The sequence below is a fragment of the Streptomyces sp. NPDC001732 genome (genome assembly GCF_053596315.1).
The window spans coordinates 116,244-137,206 of the sequence record NZ_JBSFFY010000015.1; the positions used below are offsets into that span (position 1 = coordinate 116,244).

At 72.1% G+C, this 20,963-nt stretch carries 19 protein-coding genes; 12 read left to right on the plus strand and 7 right to left on the minus strand.

Annotated features, from left to right (window positions below):
* Nucleotides 1-12 precede the first annotated feature (12 nt).
* Together ACWCXX_RS17640 and ACWCXX_RS17645 are read left to right on the plus strand one after the other, a co-directional pair.
* Nucleotides 13-567, plus strand: coding sequence for a GNAT family N-acetyltransferase (locus ACWCXX_RS17640; protein ID WP_451128096.1), 555 nt, complete (start codon nucleotides 13-15; stop codon nucleotides 565-567).
* Between the two features lie 76 nt (nucleotides 568-643).
* Complete coding sequence (locus ACWCXX_RS17645; RefSeq protein ID WP_148840141.1) at nucleotides 644-865, plus strand: hypothetical protein; 222 nt, start codon at nucleotides 644-646, stop codon at nucleotides 863-865.
* A 22-nt stretch (nucleotides 866-887) separates the two neighbouring features.
* On the opposite strand, the gene ACWCXX_RS17650 is transcribed toward ACWCXX_RS17645, so the two are convergent.
* Together ACWCXX_RS17650 and ACWCXX_RS17655 are read right to left on the minus strand one after the other, a co-directional pair.
* Nucleotides 888-2,495: an AMP-binding protein gene (locus tag ACWCXX_RS17650; RefSeq protein ID WP_451128098.1), complete on the minus strand. Its 1,608-nt coding sequence runs from the start codon at nucleotides 2,493-2,495 to the stop codon at nucleotides 888-890.
* On the minus strand, nucleotides 2,492-4,168 hold the full coding sequence (locus tag ACWCXX_RS17655; RefSeq protein WP_451128100.1) for an AMP-binding protein: 1,677 nt from the start codon (nucleotides 4,166-4,168) through the stop codon (nucleotides 2,492-2,494). Before ACWCXX_RS17655 ends, ACWCXX_RS17650 begins: the two co-directional genes overlap by 4 nt.
* A gap of 129 nt (nucleotides 4,169-4,297) precedes the next feature.
* On the opposite strand from ACWCXX_RS17655, the gene ACWCXX_RS17660 reads away from it, so the two are divergent.
* Nucleotides 4,298-5,140: a response regulator transcription factor gene (locus ACWCXX_RS17660; protein WP_451128102.1), complete on the plus strand. Its 843-nt coding sequence runs from the start codon at nucleotides 4,298-4,300 to the stop codon at nucleotides 5,138-5,140.
* Nucleotides 5,141-5,200: 60 nt separating this feature from the next.
* Here the strand turns inward: ACWCXX_RS17660 and ACWCXX_RS17665 are convergent, their stop codons facing one another.
* Nucleotides 5,201-6,400 (minus strand): winged helix DNA-binding domain-containing protein, encoded by a 1,200-nt coding sequence (locus ACWCXX_RS17665; RefSeq protein ID WP_451128104.1) that lies wholly within the window; start codon nucleotides 6,398-6,400, stop codon nucleotides 5,201-5,203.
* A 270-nt stretch (nucleotides 6,401-6,670) separates the two neighbouring features.
* Between ACWCXX_RS17665 and ACWCXX_RS17670 the strand changes: the two genes are divergently transcribed.
* Nucleotides 6,671-7,090: a cold-shock protein gene (locus ACWCXX_RS17670; RefSeq protein WP_451128106.1), complete on the plus strand. Its 420-nt coding sequence runs from the start codon at nucleotides 6,671-6,673 to the stop codon at nucleotides 7,088-7,090.
* Between the two features lie 184 nt (nucleotides 7,091-7,274).
* Here the strand turns inward: ACWCXX_RS17670 and ACWCXX_RS17675 are convergent, their stop codons facing one another.
* A complete protein-coding gene (locus tag ACWCXX_RS17675; RefSeq protein WP_451128108.1) occupies nucleotides 7,275-7,544 on the minus strand; it encodes a DUF6296 family protein in 270 nt (89 codons plus the stop codon).
* 250 nt (nucleotides 7,545-7,794) lie between these two features.
* On the opposite strand from ACWCXX_RS17675, the gene ACWCXX_RS17680 reads away from it, so the two are divergent.
* Both ACWCXX_RS17680 and ACWCXX_RS17685 read left to right on the plus strand, forming a co-directional pair.
* On the plus strand, nucleotides 7,795-8,247 hold the full coding sequence (locus tag ACWCXX_RS17680; RefSeq protein WP_451128110.1) for a DUF5709 domain-containing protein: 453 nt from the start codon (nucleotides 7,795-7,797) through the stop codon (nucleotides 8,245-8,247).
* 195 nt (nucleotides 8,248-8,442) lie between these two features.
* Nucleotides 8,443-8,811 carry a nuclear transport factor 2 family protein gene (locus ACWCXX_RS17685; RefSeq protein WP_451128112.1) on the plus strand — a complete coding sequence of 123 codons (369 nt, stop codon included), beginning with the start codon at nucleotides 8,443-8,445 and terminating at the stop codon, nucleotides 8,809-8,811.
* Nucleotides 8,812-8,856: 45 nt separating this feature from the next.
* Here ACWCXX_RS17685 and ACWCXX_RS17690 read toward each other — a convergent pair whose 3' ends face one another.
* The 3 genes from ACWCXX_RS17690 to ACWCXX_RS17700 are packed head-to-tail and all read right to left on the minus strand — an operon-like array spanning nucleotide 8,857 to nucleotide 11,297.
* Nucleotides 8,857-9,789, minus strand: coding sequence for an alpha/beta fold hydrolase (locus ACWCXX_RS17690; RefSeq protein WP_451128114.1), 933 nt, complete (start codon nucleotides 9,787-9,789; stop codon nucleotides 8,857-8,859).
* A gap of 27 nt (nucleotides 9,790-9,816) precedes the next feature.
* Nucleotides 9,817-11,067: a beta-ketoacyl-[acyl-carrier-protein] synthase family protein gene (locus ACWCXX_RS17695; RefSeq protein ID WP_451128116.1), complete on the minus strand. Its 1,251-nt coding sequence runs from the start codon at nucleotides 11,065-11,067 to the stop codon at nucleotides 9,817-9,819.
* On the minus strand, nucleotides 11,064-11,297 hold the full coding sequence (locus ACWCXX_RS17700) for a phosphopantetheine-binding protein (protein ID WP_451128118.1): 234 nt from the start codon (nucleotides 11,295-11,297) through the stop codon (nucleotides 11,064-11,066). Before ACWCXX_RS17700 ends, ACWCXX_RS17695 begins: the two co-directional genes overlap by 4 nt.
* A gap of 322 nt (nucleotides 11,298-11,619) precedes the next feature.
* On the opposite strand from ACWCXX_RS17700, the gene ACWCXX_RS17705 reads away from it, so the two are divergent.
* From ACWCXX_RS17705 to ACWCXX_RS17730, 6 genes are all read left to right on the plus strand, one after another.
* Nucleotides 11,620-12,336 carry a nitroreductase family protein gene (locus tag ACWCXX_RS17705; protein ID WP_451128120.1) on the plus strand — a complete coding sequence of 239 codons (717 nt, stop codon included), beginning with the start codon at nucleotides 11,620-11,622 and terminating at the stop codon, nucleotides 12,334-12,336.
* A 304-nt stretch (nucleotides 12,337-12,640) separates the two neighbouring features.
* Nucleotides 12,641-14,194 carry a peptidoglycan recognition protein family protein gene (locus ACWCXX_RS17710; protein WP_451128122.1) on the plus strand — a complete coding sequence of 518 codons (1,554 nt, stop codon included), beginning with the start codon at nucleotides 12,641-12,643 and terminating at the stop codon, nucleotides 14,192-14,194.
* A gap of 336 nt (nucleotides 14,195-14,530) precedes the next feature.
* Nucleotides 14,531-15,979: an MFS transporter gene (locus tag ACWCXX_RS17715; protein WP_451128124.1), complete on the plus strand. Its 1,449-nt coding sequence runs from the start codon at nucleotides 14,531-14,533 to the stop codon at nucleotides 15,977-15,979.
* Between the two features lie 94 nt (nucleotides 15,980-16,073).
* Nucleotides 16,074-17,645, plus strand: coding sequence for an FGGY family carbohydrate kinase (locus ACWCXX_RS17720; protein ID WP_451128126.1), 1,572 nt, complete (start codon nucleotides 16,074-16,076; stop codon nucleotides 17,643-17,645).
* Between the two features lie 73 nt (nucleotides 17,646-17,718).
* Complete coding sequence (locus tag ACWCXX_RS17725; RefSeq protein WP_451128128.1) at nucleotides 17,719-19,392, plus strand: FAD-dependent oxidoreductase; 1,674 nt, start codon at nucleotides 17,719-17,721, stop codon at nucleotides 19,390-19,392.
* Complete coding sequence (locus ACWCXX_RS17730) at nucleotides 19,389-20,942, plus strand: FAD-binding oxidoreductase (protein WP_451128130.1); 1,554 nt, start codon at nucleotides 19,389-19,391, stop codon at nucleotides 20,940-20,942. Before ACWCXX_RS17725 ends, ACWCXX_RS17730 begins: the two co-directional genes overlap by 4 nt.
* Nucleotides 20,943-20,963 lie beyond the last annotated feature (21 nt).

The window sequence follows — 20,963 nt, forward strand, 5'->3', positions numbered from 1 at the left end:
CATACTGGACGCATGCGCATCCGTACCGCCCGCCGCTCCGATCTTCCGTTGCTCCAGGACATCGAGCGCGCCGCCGGTGAGCCGTTCCGCACGCTCGGCATGACCGCCGTCGCGGACGACGATCCCCCGCCCCTCGACCTGCTGGACGAGTACCGCCGGGCCGGCCGTGCCTGGGTGGCCGCGGACCCCGACGACCGCCCGGTCGGTTATCTGATCGCCGATCCGGTAGACGGGGCGGCCCACATCGAGCAGGTCTCCGTGCATCCGTCCGCCGCCCGGCGCGGCCTGGGCGCCGCCCTGATCGCCCACCTCGACGGGTGGGCGGCCGGTCTGCGGCTGGACGCGCTCACCCTGACGACCTTCTCGCACGTGCCGTGGAACGGGCCGTACTACGCCCGGCTCGGCTTCCGCACGCTCGGCGAAGCGGAACTCACCGACGGGCTGCGGAAGATCAGGGCGGAGGAGGCCGAACACGGCCTGGACCGCTGGCCGAGGGTCTGCATGCGGCGCGAAATCCCGCACGCCGCACACCAGTCGCGCCTTACCGGAACCGGAAGACCGCAGTGAGTGCAATCGGTCACGTTCGGGCCAGGGCACCACAAATGTTCGGCCTGTGTCAGTGGCGGGCCCTAAAGTAGTGCCCATGGTTTTAACTGCACGGCACACTCCATCCACCGACAGACCGCGCGCGACCCGTTCGAAGCCCCGCTCCGCCGCCCAGGCGAACGAGGCGATACGGGCCTTCGTGGACGCCCGGGCCGGTCAGGACTGGTCCTCCGTGGAATCCGCGGCCTACGAGGTGCTGCTGATCGAATGGGCGGCCGCGACCCGGGGCGGTACCGGCGACATCATCGAGGCCGCCTGACCGCACCCGGGCCGGTCGGGTCCTACCGGCCGTAGCCCTCCCGCAGTTCGATCTTCCGGACCTTCCCGCTGACCGTCATCGGGAAGGTCTCCAGAATCTGCAGCCGCCGCGGGACCTTGTAGTGGGCCAGCTGCTCGCGGCAGTACCCGGTCACCTCCTCCAGGCTCGGCGGGTCCGCCGGGTCCCTCGGGATGACACAGGCCAGGACCTCCTCGCCGTAGGTGTCGTCGGGAACGCCCACCACCTGCACGTCCGCGATCTTCGGGTGGCGGTGGAGGAATTCCTCGATCTCCCGCGGATAGATGTTCTCACCGCCCCGGATGATCATGTCCTTGATCCGGCCGACGATCTGTACGTAACCGTCCTCCCGCATCACCGCGAGGTCGCCGGTGTGCATCCAGCGGCCGGCGTCGATCACTTCCGCGGTGCGCTCGGGCTGTTCCCAGTAACCGAGCATCACGCTGTAGCCCCGGGTGCAGAGTTCGCCCGTCCTCCCGCGTTCCAGCGTCACCCCGGTCACCGGGTCGACGACCTTGATCTCGACGTGCGGCATGACGCGGCCGGTGGTCCCGGTGCGGCGTTCCAGGTCGTCGTCGCGGCGGGTCTGGGTGGAGACCGGCGAGGTCTCCGTCATGCCGTAGCAGATGGACACCTCGGCCATGTGCATCTCGGCGACGACCCGCTTCATCACCTCGACCGGGCAGGTCGATCCGGCCATGATGCCGGTGCGCAGCGAGGAGAGGTCGTACGAGCCGAAGTCGGGGAGGTTCAGCTCCGCGATGAACATGGTGGGGACGCCGTAGAGCGAGGTGCAGCGCTCCTGCTGCACGGCGGCGAGGACGGCGGCGGCCTCGAAGGAGGGGGCCGGGATCACGATGCAGGCGCCGTGCGAGGTGGCGCCGAGGTTGCCCATGACCATGCCGAAGCAGTGGTAGAAGGGCACCGGCAGGCAGACCCGGTCCTGCTCGGTGTAGGCGATCGACTCCCCGACGAAATAACCGTTGTTGAGGATGTTGTGGTGGGAGAGCGTGGCTCCCTTGGGGAAGCCGGTCGTGCCGGAGGTGTACTGGATGTTGATCGGGTCGTCGCAGGACAGCTCGGCCTCGCGCGCGGCGAGCTGTCCGGGCGTCACCGCCCCGGCCGTGGCCAGCAGTTCGTCCCAGGTCGGGTCCCCTATGTAGTGCACGGCGCGCAGCGCGGGGCAGCCGGCGCGGACCTGGCCGACCAGGGCGCGGTAGTCGCTGGTGCGGTGCGAGAGCGAGGCGACCAGGAGCGAGATCCCGGCCTGGTTCAGGACGTACTCCAGCTCGTGCGCCCGGTACGCGGGGTTGATGTTGACCATGACGGCGCCGATGCGGGCGGTGGCGTACTGCACGAACACCCACTCCGGGCAGTTGACCGCCCAGATCCCGACCCGGTCCCCCTTGGCCACGCCCGACGCCATGAGCGCGCGGGCCAGTTCGTCGACCGCGGAGCCGAACTCGGCGTACGTCCAGCGCCGCCCCGACGGGACGTCCACCAGCGCCTCGCGCTCGCCGAACGCCTCGATCGCCCGGTCGAGGTTGCGCCCGATGGTGTCGCCGAGCAACGGGGTGGTGTCGGCGCCGTGCGCGTAGGAGAGCTCACTCATCGCAGGTCCCCCTCGTCGTACTCGGTGCCGGTGCCGCGGGCCGTGCGCTCGCGCAGTTCGATGCGGCGGATCTTGCCGGAGACGGTCTTGGGCAGTTCGGCGAACTCCAGCCTGCGGACCCGTTTGTAGGGGGCGAGGACCGACCGGGAGTGCTCGAACAGCAGCTTCGCCGTGTCGGGGCCGGGTTCCCAGCCCTCCGCCAGGACGACGTACGCCTTCGGGACGGCGAGCCGGACCGGGTCGGGGGCGGGGACGACCGCGGCCTCGGCGACCGCCTCGTGCTCCAGCAGAGCGCTCTCCAGCTCGAACGGCGAGATCTTGTAGTCGGACGCCTTGAAGACGTCGTCGGCGCGGCCGACGTAGGTGATGTAGCCGTCCTCGTCGCGGGAGCCCATGTCGCCGGTGCGGTAGTAGCCGCCGGCCATGGCTTCGGCGGTCCGGTCCGGGTCGCCGTGGTAGCCGGTCATCAGGCCCACCGGGCGGGCCGACAGGTCGAGGGAGATCTCGCCCTCCAGCGCGCCGGGCTCACCGGTGACCGGGTCCAGGAGCTCGACCTTGAAACCGGGGCTGGGCCGGCCCATCGAACCGGCCTTGAGCAGCTGGCCGGGGGTGTTGGCGACCTGCACGGCGGTCTCGGTCTGGCCGAAGCCGTCCCGGATGGTGACGCCCCAGACACGCCGCACCGTCTCGATGACCTCCGGGTTCAGCGGCTCGCCGGCCGCGACGACCTCGCGCGGCGGGGTCTTCAGCTGGGAGAGGTCGGCCTGGATCAGCATCCGCCAGACGGTGGGCGGGGCGCAGAAGCTGGTGACGCCCGAGCGGTCCATCTCCGCCATCAGCCGGCCGGCGTCGAAGCGGGTGTAGTTGAAGATGAAGACGGTCGCCTCGGCGCTCCAGGGCGCGAAGAGGTTGGACCAGGCGTGCTTGGCCCAGCCGGGCGAGGAGATGTTGAGGTGGACGTCCCCGGGCTTGAGGCCGATCCAGTACATCGTCGCCAAGTGGCCCACGGGGTAGGAGATGTGGGTGTGCTCGACGAGCTTGGGGCTGGCGGTCGTGCCGGAGGTGAAGTAGAGCATCAGCGGCTCGTCGGCGTCGGTCTCCCGGTCCGCCTCGAAGGTCTCCGGCTGTTCGTCGGCGCCGGTGTACGACAGCCAGCCGGGCACGTCGGCGCCGACGGAGATCCGGGTGTAGTCGCCGGGCACCTCGTCGAACTTGGCGGTGTCGGCGTCCCGTACCAGGACGTGCCGGACCCGGCCGCGCTCCACCCGGTCGCACAGGTCGACCGGGCCCAGGAGCGGGGTGGCGGGGATGACGACGGCGCGCAGCTTCATCGCGGCGAGGGCGGTCTCCCACAGCTCGACCTGGTTGCCGAGCATGACGAGGACGCGGTCGCCGGCCCGTACGCCCCGGGCGCGCAGCCAGTTCGCGGCCCGGTTGGAGCGGGCGGACATCTGCGCGAAGGACACCTCGGTGCGGCCGCCGTCCTCCTCCACGATGTGCAGGGCGGTGCGGTCGTTGTTCTCGGCGATGACGTCGAACCAGTCGAGCGCCCAGTTGAAGTGGTCGCTGCGCGGCCAGCTGAAGCCCTCGTAGGCCGCGTGGTAGTCCTCACGGTGCCGCAGCAGAAAGTCCCGGGCGGCCCGGAACGTTTCCGTCGCACTGGTTGCCGACATGTGCCCTCCTCATTGCGGACCGGACCGGTCACTTAACATCATGTAAACAGTGACCCAGGTCTCACCACCCCCGAACGGGGGTGCAGCAAGGGGTGACCGAGGCCCCGGGCCGGTCAGGGAGGCGTCAGCGTGCCGGAATCCGTCGATGCGGTCGAGATGCAAGCCGCGCTGCTGCGGCTGCGCCGGACCAGCGGGCTGCCCGTGGCCTTCGGCGGACTGCTCGCAGATGCCCGCCATGCCCGCATCGCCGAGCTGAACGGGGCGCAGACCACCGCTCTGCGCGGCCTCGTCATCTCGGCGGGCAGCGGGCTCGGTGGCAAGGCGATCGCCCTGTCCCGGCCGTGCGCGGTGACCGACTACCACTCCTCGCGCCACATCAGCCACGAGTACGACCTGGCCGTGGCGGCGGAGGGGCTGCGCTCGGTGGTCGCGGTGCCCGTCGTCGTGCGGCGCAGGGTGCGCGGAGTGCTGTACGGGGCGCTGCGCGAGCCGGTCACGCTCGGGGACCGCACGTTCGACGCGGCGGTGTCCGCCGCCCGGGACGTGGAGCAGGCCCTGGTCGTGCGGGACGAGGTGCAGCAGCTGCTGACCGCGACCCGGGAGCAGGTGACGGACCCGAGGGCGGCCCCGGAGGCGTGGGAGGACGTCCGCGAGGCGCACCGCGAGCTGCGTTCCCTGGTACCGAAGGTCGTCGACCCGGCCCTGCGCGACGAGCTGCTGTCGGTGTGCGGGCGGCTCGCGTCGGCGGCCGGTTTCCGCACGTCGGAGCCCTGTGGGGTGCGGCTGGCGCCGCGCGAGGTGGACGTGCTGGCCTGTGTGGCGTCGGGGGCGACGAACGCGGCGGCGGCGAAGCGGCTCGGGCTGCGGCCGGAGACGGTCAAGGGGTATCTGCGTTCGGCGATGCGCAAGCTGGGGGCGCACACCCGTCTGGAGGCGGTGGTGGCGGCGCGGCGCGCGGGGCTGCTTCCCTGAGCCGGCCCGGGGTGTTTTCCGTGCCGGGCCCGCCGCGCACCGTCCTCACGCGCGCCGTCCTCATCCGAAGTCGATGAACGTCGCGAACCGGATGTCGTGTCCGTGCGCGTCGACGGTGTCCGGTGCCGTCCGCGCCGTCAGGGTGGTGAGCATCCGCGCGGCCTCCTCCGTGACGGCGTCGCGGTCGGCGCGGCCGAGTCTGCCGAACGGCTGCACGGTGAGGACCGTCCCCCCGGAACCGGTGCCGGTGCCGGTGCCCAGTCGCCAGACGGCTGCGAGGAAGCCGTCGACCAGCACCGTGCCGTAGGTCTGGTTGCCTTTCCCGTTGCGTCCCCGGTACTGCTGCGGGATCACGCGTGTGCGGTCCGCGTGGCCGAGCAGCACGTTGTCGAACTCGGGCAGGAAGCGGGGCGGGGCGGGGGTGTCCTCGTCCGGACGCGGGGCGTCCGGCAGGTCGAAGAGTTCGGTCCCGTTCCCGTCCCGGAAGGTGATCAGCCGCGGGCGCAGCCGTTCGAAGACCTCGCGCAGCCGGGTCAGTCCGGCCCAGGTCTGCATGTCCTGGACGGAGGCGGGCCCGAAGGCTCCCAGGTAGCGCAGGACCAGGTCGTCCGGGGAGGGGACCCGTTCCGGGGCGCCGTCGAGCCAGTGTCCGGCGGTGGTCAGCGCGACCCGGCCGCTCCTCCCCCACACCCCGCGCGGGGTGACCTGGACCAGCGGCAGCAGGCAGCGGGCGGCCGTCCCCAGGGCCTGCGGGTCGGCGTCGGGCCATTCGGCCGCCAGTGCCCCGCGGATCTCCTTGGGCGTCCGGGGCCGCTCCTCGACGAGTTCCCGGGCGAGCGACCGGAGCCGTTCCCGGTCCACCCCGACGAGCCCCTTGCGGAACATTTGGAGCTCCCGGTCGCGCGCCGGCTGGACGAACGGGCGCAGGGTGAGCGCGTCGGCCGCGGTGTGCAGATGGATGGTGGACCGCAGGGTGACCATGCGGACCGCCTCGCGGGACTCCAGCAGCCCGGCGAGCTCGGCCGGGTCGAAGCCGTCGAGGCGGGCGAAGAGCTGGTAGTAGGGCGGCTTGGTGTTCTGCGCCTGGAGGCCGACCAGATGCTCCACGGCGTCCTTCGCCGACATCGCGGTGCGGCGCAGCAGCAGCTGACGCTCCAGCGTGGCGCGGTTCAGCGCGCGGGCGGACAGCACCGCGGACACGGCGGAGTTCTTCCCGGCGGCGGGGTTCTTCGTGGCGGAGGCATGCTTCGTGACGGCCATGAACGGCACGGTACGCACTCTTGCGGACAGTTTCGGTCCTCATTGGAGTACGTACATCGATGCGTACGCCCCGCCGGGCCGTCCGGCGACGCCCCCCGCCCCCGGGCGGGCCCGGACGAACGGGGCCGGTACCGCAGGCGCGCCCGCCGGGAGCGGGCCGGGACCGATTGTTGCGATCGGGTCGCGCGACCCGATCGACCGGGGCTATTCTCCGGTCGAGCCATGTGTGGCGAACGGGCAAGGGGCCCGGTTCTTTGTTTGGGGGTCGGTGTGGTTTCTGGTCGCGTCGTGCGGTTCGACGGAGCTCGGGGATACGGGTTCATCGCGCCCGATCACGGTGGTGAGGACGTCTTTCTCCATGTGAACGACATGCTGATCCCCGAGTCGTACGTGCATACGGGTACGGCGGTCGAGTTCGAGATCGAGGACGGCGACCGCGGGCTGAAGGCCTCGTCGGTCCGGCTCGCCGAGGGGCCCGACGGGAAGCCCGTGACGCCGCCGAGGCCCGCGGCGGTCTCCGGGGCGTCGGACGACGACGCCCTGTGCGACGTACTCAGCTCGGCCGAGTTCACGCGGGACGTCACCGACGTCCTGCTGGAGTCGGCGCCGACGCTGACGGGCTCTCAGATCCTGCAGATCCGGCGCGGGTTGCTGCAGTTCGCGAAGAACCGCGGCTGGACCGAGGGCTGATCGCGGACGGCGCACGCACCGCAGGGCCCGACGCCCCGCGACCGGCCCACCGGGGCGTCCGGGTCGCGGGGCGTCACCCTGTCCGTGCCCATTCCGCCCCCGCCGGTTCCGTCCGTGTCGGTTCTGTCTGCACCGGTCTGTCAGCGCTGGTTCCGCCCGCGCCCACCGCATCCGCACCGGTCCCCTACACCGGTCCGGCGTCACCGCGGGGCGTGCTCAATTGTTCGTCCTTCATCTCCCGCACCACGAGCGGAGTGCCGAGCACCTGGTGTCCGCCGCTGGCCAGCATGCGCACCTCGCCCCGGTCGCTGATCTCCGCGCGCACGATCCCGGTCTCGTCCTCGTAGACCGGGTATCCCCCCGCCCCCGACTGGGCCGTGCGCCAGACGGTCACCGTGTCGTCCTCCACTGCGGACGCCTGAAACACCAACTGGTAGCTCTCCGGGTAATCCATGGCGGCCTCCCGTGACGGGTGGGGCAAAGCATCTTCCCCCTGTACCTTCCATGGTCCCTCCGTCCGGCCCGTCACGCCCGAGCAGCGGCCTCCCGCCCCGGCCACTTATCCTGAACCCGTACGGACGGTTCGACGACATTCGGGCACACACCGCACGAAGACCCCCTTTTGTCCCGAGTCGTATGCGTCGCGTGCACGGCATGCACGGCATGTGCGACCGGGATCCCCGAGGAGCGGGAAGGGACACACCATGAATGATGCCGACAGGGGAGATGACGTCTACCAGCCCCAGCAGCCGGAGGCCTCGGACCCCATGGAACAACTCGACGTCGAGGACACCCTGGACCACCGGGGTCTGACCGACGCGCTCGACGAGGGCTATTCCCCGCCCGAGCGGCCATGGGCGGTGGAGGACCTGGGCACCACCGCCGCCGAGCAGCACACCGGTGAATCGCTGGAGAGCCGGCTGGCCAGGGAACTGCCCGACATCGCCGGGGCCGACGGCGACGGGGACGGTGTGGGGGACCTGTCCGACGGCGACGGCGAGCCGTGGGACGACGAGGTCGGCACGGTGCGCGCCGGCCGGCTCACCCGGCAGCTGGACATCGACGAGCCGGACACCCTGGCCGCCGAGGACGTCGGCATCGACGGGGCGGGGGCATCGGCCGAGGAAGCGGCCGTGCACGTGGTGTCGGACGGTTAGGGCGTATTTCGAAAGTCCCGCCCGGCCGGGAACGCCCCAGGCCACCGCGCCCGGAAAAAGCCGCCCCGCCCTCGCGCGTGGCCCCGGGCATGACCTCGTGGGTAATCGACGCCCTCCGCACCTTCGGCCATCGTGGTTCTCACCAGCACACGGAAGCCGGCCCCCGGGCCGGACCGCGAGGAGAGGACACACCCGATGGCCATGTACGAGGACGCCGTCCGGCGCTACTTCGCCGCCTGGAACGCCGCCACGCCCGAGGACCTGGCGAAGGCCGTCGCGGCCGCCTTCACCGAGGAGGCCACCTACACCGACCCGTTGGCCGACGTGCGCGGCCACGAAGGGCTCGCGGCCACGATCAGCGGCGCCCAGCAGCAGTTCCCCGGTTTCGAATTCCGGCTGACCGGCACCCCCGACGGGCACCACGACATCGTGCGCTTCGGCTGGGACCTGGTCTCCACCGCCGACGGTTCGGCGCCCGCCGCCGGGTCGGACGTGATCACCCTCGCCGACGACGGGCGCATCGCCTCGGTCAGCGGCTTCCTCGACCGCGTCCCCGGGGCCTGAGAGCCGGCCCTCCCCCGGCCCGGGGCCGCGCGCCCTCCGCCCGTGTCACCGCGTCGTCGCGGACGGTCCCGCCGCCCGCAACGACGCCGCCCGCGACGACGCCGCGCGGGACTGGGCGGGAAGTGCGGCGAGGCCGGGGGCCGACTCCAGCGGACGATCGGTGAAGAAGCGTGCCGCGAGGTCCGCGACGTCGTCCGGGCGCTCCAGCACGACCCAGTGGTCGGACTCCCCGATCGTGACGAACCGGCTGCCCTCGATCGTGGCCGCGAAGGCACGCTGTCGTTCGGGCGGGGTCACCGTGTCGTGCTCACCGGCGAAGACGAGAGCCGGTACGCCCGTCAGCCCGCCGGAGAAGTCCGGCCGGTGCTCCAGCGCCCGCTGCAACGACCGCGCGGCGTGCGGGGAGTGGTTCAGGGCGTGCAGGAACGTCCGCCGCACATAACGCCGCGCCAGTTCGCCCCGGTGGACCCGGCGCTCCGGGTCCTGGCACATCAGCACCCCGGCGGCCAGGGCGGCGAGCCCTTCCATGTCCCCGCTCTCCAGTCGGCCGACGGCCCGGCTCCACCGGTCGCGCTGCTCGCCGGTGATGTGGGACGGCACCCCGCCGAGGACCAACCGGGCGACGCGGCCGGGATCGCGCCGGGCGCAGCCGAAGGCGATCGACGTGCCGTAGGAGAACCCGAAGAGGTTGACCTTCGGCACGCCGAGGTCGTCGATGATCCCGGCGACGGCGGCGTACAGGACGTCGTAGCCGGTGCCTTCCGGGAGGGGGTCGGCGTCCCCCATGCCGGGCAGGTCGGCGGTGACGACGGAGGCGAACGGTCCCAGGTGGTCGTCCATCTGCGGCCAGCCGTACATCCCCTGGAGCGCGCCGCCGAGCACGAGGACCGGTTCGGTGCGCGGGGAGGGCTGTCTCAGGACCCGGTAGCCGTAGCGCAGTCCGTCCACCGACAGGGTCCGGATGATCTCGTCGGCCATGGTGGCTCCGTGTCTCTCGGTTTCCGGTCAGGGCCTGGTGAGAACGAGTGCGGCATTGTGCCCGCCGAAACCGAGCGAGGTCTTGACGGCCGCGTCGAACGTTCCCCGCCGGGCCTCCTTGCTCACCACGTCGACGGGGATCCCGGGGTCGGGGGCGTCGAGGTTCACGGTGGGCGGTACGAGTTGGTGCTGGAGCGCCAGGACGGTCAGCGCGGTCTCGATGCCGCCGGCCGCCCCGAGCGTGTGCCCGGTCATCGCCTTCGTCGAGGTGACCAGGGGGTGTTCGCCGAGGACTCGGCGCAGCATCGTCGCCTCGACGAGGTCGTTGGAGACGGTCGAGGTGCCGTGGGCGTTGACGTGGCCGATGTCCCGGGCGTCGACCCCGGCGTCCGCGAGTGCGGTGCGCAGGGCCCGTTCGATGCCCAGGCCCCCGGGGTCGGGGGCGACGGCGGAGTAGGCGTCGCAGGCGGCCCCGTAACCGGCGAGGTGCGCGCGAATGGTGGCGCCGCGGGCCAGGGCGTGCTCCGGCCGTTCCAGTACGAGGAGTCCGGCGCCCTCGCCGACGACGAACCCGTCGCGGTGGGTGTCGAAGGGGCGGCAGGCGGCCTTGGGGTCGTCGCGCCGGGTGGAGACGGCCTTCAACTGGCAGGCGCTGGCGATCAGCAGCCGGGAGCAGACCGATTCGGCGCCGCCCGCGACGACGATGTCGCAGGCCCCGGCGCGGAGCATCTGGTGGGCGGTGCCGATGGCGACGGTCCCGGAGGAGCAGGCGGTGGAGACGGCCTGGCTCGGTCCGAGGGCTCCCAGGTCGGTGGAGACGCTGCTGGCGGCGCCGTTGACGACGGTGAGCGGGGCGAGTTTCGGGGAGACCCGGCGTGCGCCGCGTTCGGTGAGGACCGTGTGCTGTTCGTCGTAGAAGGGCAGTCCGCCGTGTGCGGAACCGATGACGACGGCAACCCGTCCGCCGTCCCAGAGCAGGGGGTCGAGACCTGCGTCGGCGACGGCCTCGCGGGCCGCGATGACGGCCAGTTGCGAGAAGCGGTCCATCAGCCGCGCGGTGGCCACCCCGAGCAGGGCCCGGGGGTCGAGGTCGGTGATGGTGTATATGAAGTCGCAGGGCAGGCCGTGCAGTTCGGGCCGGTGCAGGACCGAGGGCGCGTCCGACGCCTCGGTGACGGCGCTCCAGGTGGCCCCGGTCCCGGTGCCCGCCGAGGTGACCAGGCCGATCCCGGTGACGGCGGCGGCGAACGGCTCGGGGCGGTAAGGGCGGCCCGTCACGCGGCGACCCTGCAATGCACCGCGCCGACGAGTTGGCCGACGGTGTCCCGCGAGGTCAGGTGCACATCGTCCAGGTCGACGTCCAGCCGGTCCTCGATGAGCAGCCGGAGCTCCTCCAACGCCAGGGAATCGAGCCCGATGTGACGCAGCGGCACCTCGGGATGGATGGCGAGGGGATCGGTCCCGAAGTTCGCCACCAGCAAGTCGTTGATCTCTTCTGCCGTGCTCATGCGGCGCTCCTGCGCTCTCGTACGCGGTGACGCCCTGCCGCGTGAGGGGTGAGTGCCATCGGGGGACGCCGGCCGGTCCGGAGGAACCCTTTATACGCCTTCGCGAAGAAGAAACCGGTCCGCGTTCCCCCGTATGACGGCAGGGCGGCCGGGTGTGCGAATCCATCGGCCCGTGCCGCCCGGCGCGTCGGCGGTCACGGGCCCCGTCCGGGAGAGGAACCGTCCGGGACGGAGAACCACCCGGAAGGGGTCATGGGAAGGGCCTCCCGGGCAGACATCCGCCTCTCCCTCCTGCCGCACTTCGCCCGTACACTCCGCGATCATGACGATCGATACGAATCGGACCGACGGACCGGCGCTCTTCGCCACGATGTCCACCATGCGCGCGATGCGCCGTCTGAAGCCGGAACCGGTGCCGGACGAGACGCTGGAGCAGTTGATACAGGCGGCCGTCTGGGGCCCCAGCGGCGGCAACATGCAGTGCTACGAGTACGTGGTGGTGACGGACCGCGAGGTGATGGCCCGTCTCGCGCCGCTGTGGCAGCGGTGCGTGGACGCCTATCTGGCGACGACCGGGAAGTACGCGCCGAAGGGCATGGACGAGGCGGCGTACGGTCGGATGGTCGCCGCGATCGAGTACCAGCGCGACCACTTCGCCGACACCCCGGCACTGATCGTGCCCTGCTACCGGTTCCCGGAGCCCCGGCTGGACGAGGAGGGGCTGCTGGCCTCCGCGCGGGCGCTCGGCCCGGCCGCGACCGAGCACATGGCGAACACCGGGACACGGTTCCAGGCGCTCGCCGAGGGCTCCTGCGTCTACCCCGGTGTGCAGAACCTCCTGCTCGCCGCACGGGCCCTGGGGCTCGCCGCGAACATCACCATCTGGCACCTGATGCTGGAGCAGGAGTGGAAGGAGGTCCTCGGCATCCCCGAGGACATGCACACCTACGCCGCCGTCCCGGTCGGGTGGCCGCAGGGCAACTTCGGCCCGGTCCGGCGCCGTCCGGTGGCGGACGTCATCCACCGCGACCGCTGGTAGGACGGCTCCCCGCCCCGAGCCCCTGTCCCTGCCCGACGACCGGCCGCCCTCGCCCGGCGACCGGCGGCCCGGTCGCCGGGCAGGTCCCCGGGCCTTCCGGGCGAGGTCGCCGGCCCCTTCCGGGCGACTCTCGGTGTCGACTCAACTCCGTTGGAGTGACGGGCAGTTCGACACACCGACAGATGATTGTCATGCTCTTAACAGATAGATAGTCTGGGCGGGCTTCATGGCCCCTCGGCCCACCCCACTCGGGCCCGGGGGCCATTCCTCTCTCCCCCACACCCCCCACCGAGCAGGAGCAGGTATGCCCAGACGTTCCGCCGCCCTCACGACGGGCCGTGCCTCCGTCCTCGCGGCCCTCACCGCCACCGTCCTGACCGTGACCGGTACCCCGGCCCTCGCCGCCCCGGGCGACGACCACCCGATGAACCGGGCGTTCGCACGGGCCGCCGCGGAGTTCGACGTACCGCGTGATCTGCTCGCGGCCGTCGGCTACGGCGAGACCCGCCTCGACGGCCACTCGGGACGCCCCAGCCAGGCGAACGGCTACGGCGTGATGCACCTGGTGAGCAACCCCACCAACCGGTCGCTGGAGCGGGCCGCCGACCTCACCGGCGAATCCCTCTCCGAGCTGCGCACCGACACCGGGGCCAACATCATGGGCGGCGCGGCGGTGCTGCGCGCCCACGCGGACAAGCTCGGCCTCGACGCCCGGGACCGCGACGACATCGACGCCTGGTACCCGGTGGTCGCCCGGTACAGCGGCTCGCAGGGGGCCCTCGCCACCCTGTACGCCGACACCGTCTACACCTTCCTGGCCGACGGGCTCGACGCCGTCGCGCCCGGGGGCGAGCGGATCTCGGTGACGAGCCGTCCGGTAGCCCCGCAGAAGGGCTCGCTCTCCGCCACCGGCGTGCGCACCCAGAGCACCGACTACCCGTCGGCGCTGTGGGCCGCGGCCCACACGAACAACTACACCAAGGGCCGCACGGCGAAGATCGACAAGATCATCGTCCACGTCACGCAGGGCTCGTACGCGGGCTCGATCAGCTGGTTCCAGAACCCGGCGGCGGAGGTGAGCGCCCACTACGTGGTGCGTTCCTCCGACGGCCAGATCACCCAGACGGTGCGCGACAGCGACACCGCGTACCACGCCCGGAGCGCCAACGCCTCGTCGCTCGGCATCGAGCACGAGGGGTTCATCGACGACCCGTCCTGGTTCACGGACACGATGTACCGCTCCTCGGCGGCCCTGACCAAGCACCTGTGCGACCGGTACGGCATCCCGAAGGACCGGGCGCACATCCTCGGGCACAGCGAGGCGCCGGGCAACGACCACACCGACCCTGGCCCGTACTGGGACTGGAACCGCTACATGCAGCTGGTCGGCGGGGACACCGGTGGCGGCGACAGCAGCGACGGGCTGAGCTTCACCGCGTACGCGACCCAGCAGAGCGGCTCGACGGGCGCCCAGGTCAAGGCCGTCCAGCAGCTGCTGAACGAGCAGGGCCAGAACGCGGGCGCGGTGGACGGCAGCTTCGGGCCGACCACCAAGAGCGCGGTGATCTCCTACCAGAAGGCGCGCGGCCTGGTGGCCGACGGCGTCGTGGGGGCCAAGACCTGGACCGCGCTGTTGTCGGCCGGTTCGACGACGGCCGTCCAGCAGGGCGCGTCGGGCGACGCGGTGAAGCGGCTCCAGCGCTCGCTGACCGCGGCACTCGGTTCGACGGTCGCCGTCGACGGCAGCTTCGGACCGGCGACGACGACCGCGGTGCGCAGCTACCAGACGAGCCGGGGCCTGGTGGCCGACGGCGTCGTGGGGGCCAAGACCTGGGCGGCGCTGCAGGCCGGGCGCTGACGGACCCGGACACCGCCACGGGCGGGGCGGCACGGACCGTGCCGTGCCGCCCCGCCCGTCCGCCCGTCGGCCCGCCACTCGGACGGCGGGCCGGCGGGGCACCGCCCGCGGCGTCGTACGCACGCAATGTCCGGGCAACCTTCCGGAAACCCTTGACGTTTCTCCCGACTCGTTCTTAACCTCACTGCGTAGTTCGTACTTCTTGCAGTTCACGTGCTGCGGCGCTTTCCGCAGTGTTTTGACAGGCACAGACACAGACCACCTGTCGGTGGTTTCGTCGTGCCTGTTTTTCTGTGCTCCCCGTGCCACCGATGGGTCTTCCTCGAAGGCGGATTCATGGCACAACGTCCGAGTGTCAAAGGCGTCGGCGACGTCGTTGCGCTCATCGACGGGCTGGGAAGGATCACCGGCCGGGCGCGGGTCATCTGGTTCCTCGTGTTCGGCGGGCTGTTCCTCGACGCCTACTCGAACGCCGCGCTGAGCGCCGGTCTGGGGCCGATGACGACCCAGATGGAGCTGACCAGCACCCAGGTGTCGGTACTCACGGCCACCGCTCCGGCCCTGGCGATCGTCTTCAACCCGGTGGGCGGCTGGCTCGCCACCCGGATCGGCCGCGTCCCCCCGCTGCTCATCGCCAAGGTGTTCGCCATCGCGGGGGCCCTGCTGGCCGCCTTCGCCGGTGACTTCACCACGGTCTGGCTCGGCCGGGTCCTGGTGGGGGTCGCGTACGGCGTCGACTTCGCCGTCGCCATGGCGCTGCTCGCCGAGTACACCCCCGCGAAGCTGGGCGGTCGGCTGAACCTGTGGCAGGCCGTCTGGTACGTCGCCACCACCAGCAACCTCGCGCTCGCCCTGGTCTTCTTCAACCTGGACGTCGGCGCGGACATCTGGCGCTGGTCGGTCGGCTCGGCCGCGGTCGTCGCGGGCGTCCTGCTGGTGGGCCAGTGGCTGATGCTCAAGGAGAGTCCCACCTGGCTGGCGAGCAAGGGCCGGCTGGACGAGGCCGTCGCCAACCTGGACCGGATCTACGGGATCGAGGCCGTCGCCGGCCGGCCCGACGAGGTGACCCGGGCCGCGGCCGAGGCACCCGCCATCGGCTTCCGCCAGGCCGGGCTGCTGTTCAAGGGCGAGTACCTGCCCCGGACGGTCCTCTCCTCGGTCATCTCGCTCGGGCAGTCGATGCAGTACTTCGCGGTCGGCTGGTACCTCCCGCTGATCAGCCTGGCGATCTTCGGCGAGAGCTTCGAGAAGGCGACGATCGGCTCGATGGTCTTCAACGCCTTCGGCATCGCGGGCGGTCTCCTCTCCGCGTACTTCGGCCGCCGGCTCGGGCTGCGGCTCAGCTCCGCCGCCGGGTTCGCCGGGGTCTTCGTGGCGCTGCTCGCGATGGGGCTGACCTTCGAGAAGGTGCCCACGGCCGTGGCGTTCCTGCTGCCGGTGCTGTTCATCCTCTGCCACTCCGCGGGCCCCGGCGCCAACGGAAAGTCCATCGCCGCGCTCTCGTACAGCAGTGACGTCCGCGCGCTCGGCACCGGGGTCACCGGGATGGTCGGCAGTTTCGGCAGCGTCGTCGGGCTGTACGTCTTCCCGCAGATCAAGGACTCCCTCGGGCTCGCCGACACCTTCCTGGTGCTCTCCGTCGTGCCGCTGCTCGGCCTGATCACCTGTCTGGCGATCAAGTGGGACCCGACGAGGGCCGCCTCCCCCGACGAGGTCGCCGGACGGGGCGGGTCCGCCGCCCGGACCGACGCGCCGGAATCCACCCGCTCCGCGGCCGCGCGCTGACCGGCCGCCGGGCCCGTCGCACCCCACGATGGTCCCCTCCCCTCCGTATCCCTCCGCACGGCTCGCTCGCGATGCCCGCAACGAAAGGGCTGCCATGACGCAGACGTTCCCCGGCGCCGCCCCACGGCGCGGTGTGCTGTCCATCGACGAGGGCACCACGGGCACCAGGGCCGGGGTCGTCCTCGACTCCGGGGCCGCCCACGAGGTGTTCTACCGGTCGATCCAGGTCGCCCACCCGGACGACCTCTCGGTCGAGCAGGACCCGATGGAGATCTGGACCGCCACCGTCGAGGTGGCGCGCCGGGCCGTCGGCCGGGCCCGTGCGGAGGGCATCGGGATCACCTCGGTGGCCCTCTCCACCCAGCGGGCCACCGCGATGCTGTGGGACCGGGTCACCGGACGGCCGCTGCTGCCCGCGGTGGTGTGGCAGGACCGGCGCCACGCGGCCGAGCTGACCGCGTACGGGACCGAGTGGGACGCCGCCCTGCTGGCCCGTCAGGGCCGGCCGGTCGGCGCCCGCTCCCCCTTCCTCTGGGCCGCCCGGCAGATCGCCGCGCACCCGGAGACGGCCGCCGCGCACCGCGCGGGCCGACTGCTCTTCGGCACCGTCGACACCTGGCTGATCTGGCGCCTCACCGGCGGCGCCGTGCACGCCACCACGCCGACGAACGCCGCCTCCACCGGTGGTTACCTGCTGGAACGGCACGCCTGGGACGAGGAGTGGATCGGCCACCTCGGCTTCCCCCTCGACCTGCTGCCGGAGCTCCGCTCCGACGACGCCGGATTCGGCACCACCGACCCGGCCGCCCTCGGCATCGCCGTCCCGCTGGCCGCCTCCATGGGCGACCAGCACGCCGCACTCGTCGCGCTCGGCGGCCTCGCCGCCGGGCAGGGCATGTGCGTGTACGGGACCGGCGCCTTCGTCGACGCGGCGACCGGCACCACGCCCGCCCTGCCCCGGCCGGACATCTCCGGGGTGCTCGCCCAGCCCGGCCGGCGGCAGGGCGGCACCAGCCACTACAGCCTGGAGGCGTACACCTCCACGGCGGGTTCGGCGCTGCGCTGGCTCTGCGACGGCCTGGGGCTGTTCGCCTCGCCGAAGGAGCTCGGTGAGGAAGCGGGCCGGGTCCCCACCCGGCCGGGCCGCACCCCGCGTTTCGTCCCGGCGCTCGCCGGGGTCCGTACGCCGGTCTGGCACCCGGAGGCCACCGCCTCCCTCACCGGGCTCACCCTCGCCACCACCCGCGCCGATCTCGCACGCGCCGTCCTCGACGGGATCGCGCACTCGGTGTGCGACCTGATCGACGGCGTCGCCGACACCATGGGCACCCCGTTCACCCGGCTCCGGGTCGGCGGCGGAGTCTCCGGCAGCGACCCGCTCATGCGGATCCAGGCCGACCTGACCGGTCTGCCACTGGAACGGGTCTCCGACTCCGCGACCGCGAGCCTGCGCGGCACCGCCTATCTGGCCGGGGTGGCCCAGGGCCTGTGGTCCTCGCTCGAAGAGGTCGTCGAGGCGCAGCCGCAGGGCCGGATCTTCGAACCCTCGATCACGGCGGCCGAACGCGCCGCCCAGCGGTGCGCCTGGCGTGACGTGCTGATCGCCCATCTGGACGATCCCGCGCTGCTCCCGCTGAAGGCCCCCGAACCCCATGACCCTCGCTGACGGCCCCGGCCGTCGCCCCGGTGGCCGCACCCGACCACGCGGCCACCGCACCGGAACACCAGGAGTTGATGTTGTGATCACCATGCCCGCCAGGAAACCGCGGCGCTCCGCCGCGGCGACCCGCCGTACGCCCCTGCTGCTCGACCGGGCGGCCCTCAAGCGCCGGCTGGCCGACGACACCTACGACGTGCTCGTCATCGGCGGCGGCATCACCGGGGCGTACGCCGTGCTCGACGCGGTCTCGCGCGGTCTGCGCGCGGCCCTGGTCGAGAAGGACGACTTCGCGTCCGGCACCTCGTCGAAGTCCTCGAAGATGGTGCACGGCGGTCTGCGCTACATCGAGCAGGGCAACGTCAATCTGGTCCGTCATTCGCTCCTGGAGCGGCACCGCTTCCGGAAGAACGCCCCGCACCTGGTGCACCGGCTGCCGTTCCTCTTCCCGGTGCTGGAGAAGGAGGGGGTGTTCGACGCCCGTCTGGCCAAGGGTTTCGAGGGGCTGCTGTGGACGTACGACCTGGTCGGGGGGTGGCGGATCGGCAAGCTCCACCAGCGGCTCACCGTTCCCGAGGTCCTCGCGCAGGCGCCGACGCTGCGCTCGGAGAACCTCAAGGGCGGGCTGATGTACTTCGACGCCCGCACCGATGACGCCCGGCTCGTCCTCACCATCGTCCGCACCGCCGCCGCGCTCGGCGCGACGGTCCTCAACGGGGCCGGGGCCGAGGGCCTGCTGATGCGGGCGGGCAGGGTGTCCGGGGCCCGGGTCTCGGCGGACGGCGACAGCATCGACATCCGCGCCCGCGCCGTCGTCAACGCCACCGGGGTGTGGACCGACGAGCTGGACGCGAAGGCGGACGACGGGCACAGGCCGCAGGTCCGGCCCGCCAAGGGCGTCCACATCGTGGTGCCGTGGGACAAGGTGCGGATCAACTGCACGGTCACCGTGCCGATCCCCGGCCGGGCCCGCCGCGCGACCTGCACCCGCTGGGGCAACAGCGTCGTGCTGGGCACCACCGACGAGGACTACCGGGGCTCCCCCGACGACGTGCACTGCACCCGCGAGGAGATGGACTTCCTGCTGGAGGGCGCCAACACCGCCTTCGAGGGGAAGCTCACCCCGGACGACGTGGTCGGCTCGATCGGCGGTCTGCGTCCGCTGGTCGGCGGCAAGGAGGGCGCGACGCTCGACATGCGCCGCGACCACCACATCACCATCGGTCGCACCGGCATGGTGACGGTGACCGGCGGCAAGCTCACCACCAGTCGGCACATGGGCGAACTCGTCATCGACAAGGTGATGACGGTGCTCGGCCGCAGGGGCCGCAGCCGCACCGTCGACCTCCCGCTGCTCGGCGGCGCCGGGTACGACGCCGAGGCCGTCGCCGCGTCCGGCGGCATCGCCGCGCACCTGGGCGAACGCTTCGGCACCGAGGCCCGGTTCGTCGGCGACCTGATCCAGGACGACCCGTCGCTGGCCGAGCCGGTCGTCGCGGGACTCCCGTACACGAAGGCGGAGGTCGTGTACGCGGCCCGCGCCGAACTGGCCCGCTCGGTCGACGACGTGCTCTCGCGCCGGCTGCGCGCCCGGCTGTTCGCCCGGGACGCGTCCGTGGACGCCGCCGGGGCCGTCGGAGCGATCCTCGGCCGGGAACTGAACCTCACGGAGGCGGAGGTCGAGCGCTCGGTCGCCGAGTACCTCGCGGCCGTCCGTCACGAAAAGTCCGTACTCCTCGAAGGGGCAGCAGCATGATCAGCCGTCAGACCATCACCCATCCGTTCAACCGGGGCGACTACACCGTCGGCGCCCCCAGCTTCGCGAAGTGGGCGCGCAACACCCCGGTCGGGGACGGCGAGGCCGCGCTCCAGGTGGACCCGGTCGAGGTTCCCGCGGCCGTCGTCGAGGCGCTGCGCGAGGCCGCGCACGCGGTGCACACCTCGCGCGAGGAGGTCGTCACCCGGACCCGCGACTGGTGGGCCGGGTCGATGATCGGCGAGACCGAGGGCCGTCCCGCGACGCCGAACGCCGTGGTCGTCGAGGCGGCCGACGCCGACCAGGTCGCTGCCGTGCTGCGGATCTGCCACGAGGCGGGCGTCCCGGTCACCCCGTCCGCGGGCCGCTCCAACGTCACGGGCGCGGCGCTGCCCGTGTTCGGCGGCGTCGTCCTGGACGTCTGCGGGCTGGACGCGATCACCGGCTTCGACGCCGAGTCGAACATCGTGGACGTCCAGGCCGGCATGTTCGGCGACCTCTTCGAGAAGCAGCTCCAGGAGGAGTACGGCGTCACCACCGGCCACTGGCCGTCCGCCTTCGCCGTCTCCACGGTCGGCGGCTGGATCGCCTGCCGCGGCGCCGGTCAGCTCTCCACCCGGTACGGCAAGATCGAGGACATGGTCGTCGGCGTGGACGTCGTGCACGCCGACGGCACCCGGGCCACGTACGGCGACTACGCGCGCGCCGCGGTCGGCCCGGACCTGCGTCAGCTGTTCGTCGGCTCCGAGGGCACCCTCGGGGTGATCGTGTCGGCGCGGCTGCGGGTCCACCCGCTGCCGGAGTACGCGAACGCCGTCGCGTACGGCTTCAAGACCTTCGCCGAGGGGCTGGACGCCTGCCGCAGGATCATGCAGCGCGGCGCCACCCCGGCCGTCCTGCGGCTGTACGACGCCCTGGAGTCGGGCACCCACTTCGGCCACCCGGAGACCAATCTGCTGCTCGTCGCCGACGAGGGCGACCCGGCCGTCGTGGACGCCTCGATCAAGGTGGCGGCCGAGGTCTGCGCGGAGTACGGCCCCGAGCTGGACAGCAGGGCGGTCTTCGAGCGCTGGCTGAACGAGCGGATGCTGGTGGGCAAGTCCGCCGACGGCTTCAAGCCGGGTCCGGGCTTCGTCGCCGACACCCTGGAGATGGCCGCGTCCTGGACCGACCTCCCGGTGATCTACGACGAGGTGGTCGCCGCGATCCAGTCGGTGGACGGCACCCTGGCCGCCTCGGCCCACCAGTCCCACGCGTACACCGACGGCGCCTGCGTCTACTTCTCGCTGCGCGGCGACGTGGCTCCCGAGTCGCGCCGCGACTGGTACCGCTCGGTGTGGGACGCCGCCAACGCCGTACTGATCAAGCACGCGGCGGCGCTCAGCCACCACCACGGCTGCGGTCTGCTGCGCGGCCCCTACCTGGAGGAATCCCTCGGGGCGGGCTTCGCGACCTTCGTCGCGGTGAAGAATGCCCTGGACCCGGCCGGCATCCTCAACCCTGGCAAACTGGGCCTTCCCAGCCGATTCGGTACGTCCCCGCTGAGCTGACACCGGGCCGGCAGCCACCAA

Excerpts from the sequence above, each read along its gene's own strand:
- ACWCXX_RS17640 (WP_451128096.1), top strand. The coding sequence starts at position 13 with ATGCGCATCCGTACCGCCCGCCGCTCCGATCTTCCGTTGCTCCAGGAC.
- ACWCXX_RS17645 (WP_148840141.1), top strand. The coding sequence starts at position 644 with ATGGTTTTAACTGCACGGCACACTCCATCCACCGACAGACCGCGCGCG.
- ACWCXX_RS17650 (WP_451128098.1), bottom strand. The coding sequence starts at position 2,495 with ATGAGTGAGCTCTCCTACGCGCACGGCGCCGACACCACCCCGTTGCTC.
- ACWCXX_RS17655 (WP_451128100.1), bottom strand. The coding sequence starts at position 4,168 with ATGTCGGCAACCAGTGCGACGGAAACGTTCCGGGCCGCCCGGGACTTT.
- ACWCXX_RS17665 (WP_451128104.1), bottom strand. The coding sequence starts at position 6,400 with ATGGCCGTCACGAAGCATGCCTCCGCCACGAAGAACCCCGCCGCCGGG.
- ACWCXX_RS17675 (WP_451128108.1), bottom strand. The coding sequence starts at position 7,544 with ATGGATTACCCGGAGAGCTACCAGTTGGTGTTTCAGGCGTCCGCAGTG.
- ACWCXX_RS17680 (WP_451128110.1), top strand. The coding sequence starts at position 7,795 with ATGAATGATGCCGACAGGGGAGATGACGTCTACCAGCCCCAGCAGCCG.
- ACWCXX_RS17685 (WP_451128112.1), top strand. The coding sequence starts at position 8,443 with ATGGCCATGTACGAGGACGCCGTCCGGCGCTACTTCGCCGCCTGGAAC.
- ACWCXX_RS17690 (WP_451128114.1), bottom strand. The coding sequence starts at position 9,789 with ATGGCCGACGAGATCATCCGGACCCTGTCGGTGGACGGACTGCGCTAC.
- ACWCXX_RS17700 (WP_451128118.1), bottom strand. The coding sequence starts at position 11,297 with ATGAGCACGGCAGAAGAGATCAACGACTTGCTGGTGGCGAACTTCGGG.
- ACWCXX_RS17705 (WP_451128120.1), top strand. The coding sequence starts at position 11,620 with ATGACGATCGATACGAATCGGACCGACGGACCGGCGCTCTTCGCCACG.
- ACWCXX_RS17710 (WP_451128122.1), top strand. The coding sequence starts at position 12,641 with ATGCCCAGACGTTCCGCCGCCCTCACGACGGGCCGTGCCTCCGTCCTC.
- ACWCXX_RS17715 (WP_451128124.1), top strand. The coding sequence starts at position 14,531 with ATGGCACAACGTCCGAGTGTCAAAGGCGTCGGCGACGTCGTTGCGCTC.
- ACWCXX_RS17720 (WP_451128126.1), top strand. The coding sequence starts at position 16,074 with ATGACGCAGACGTTCCCCGGCGCCGCCCCACGGCGCGGTGTGCTGTCC.
- ACWCXX_RS17730 (WP_451128130.1), top strand. The coding sequence starts at position 19,389 with ATGATCAGCCGTCAGACCATCACCCATCCGTTCAACCGGGGCGACTAC.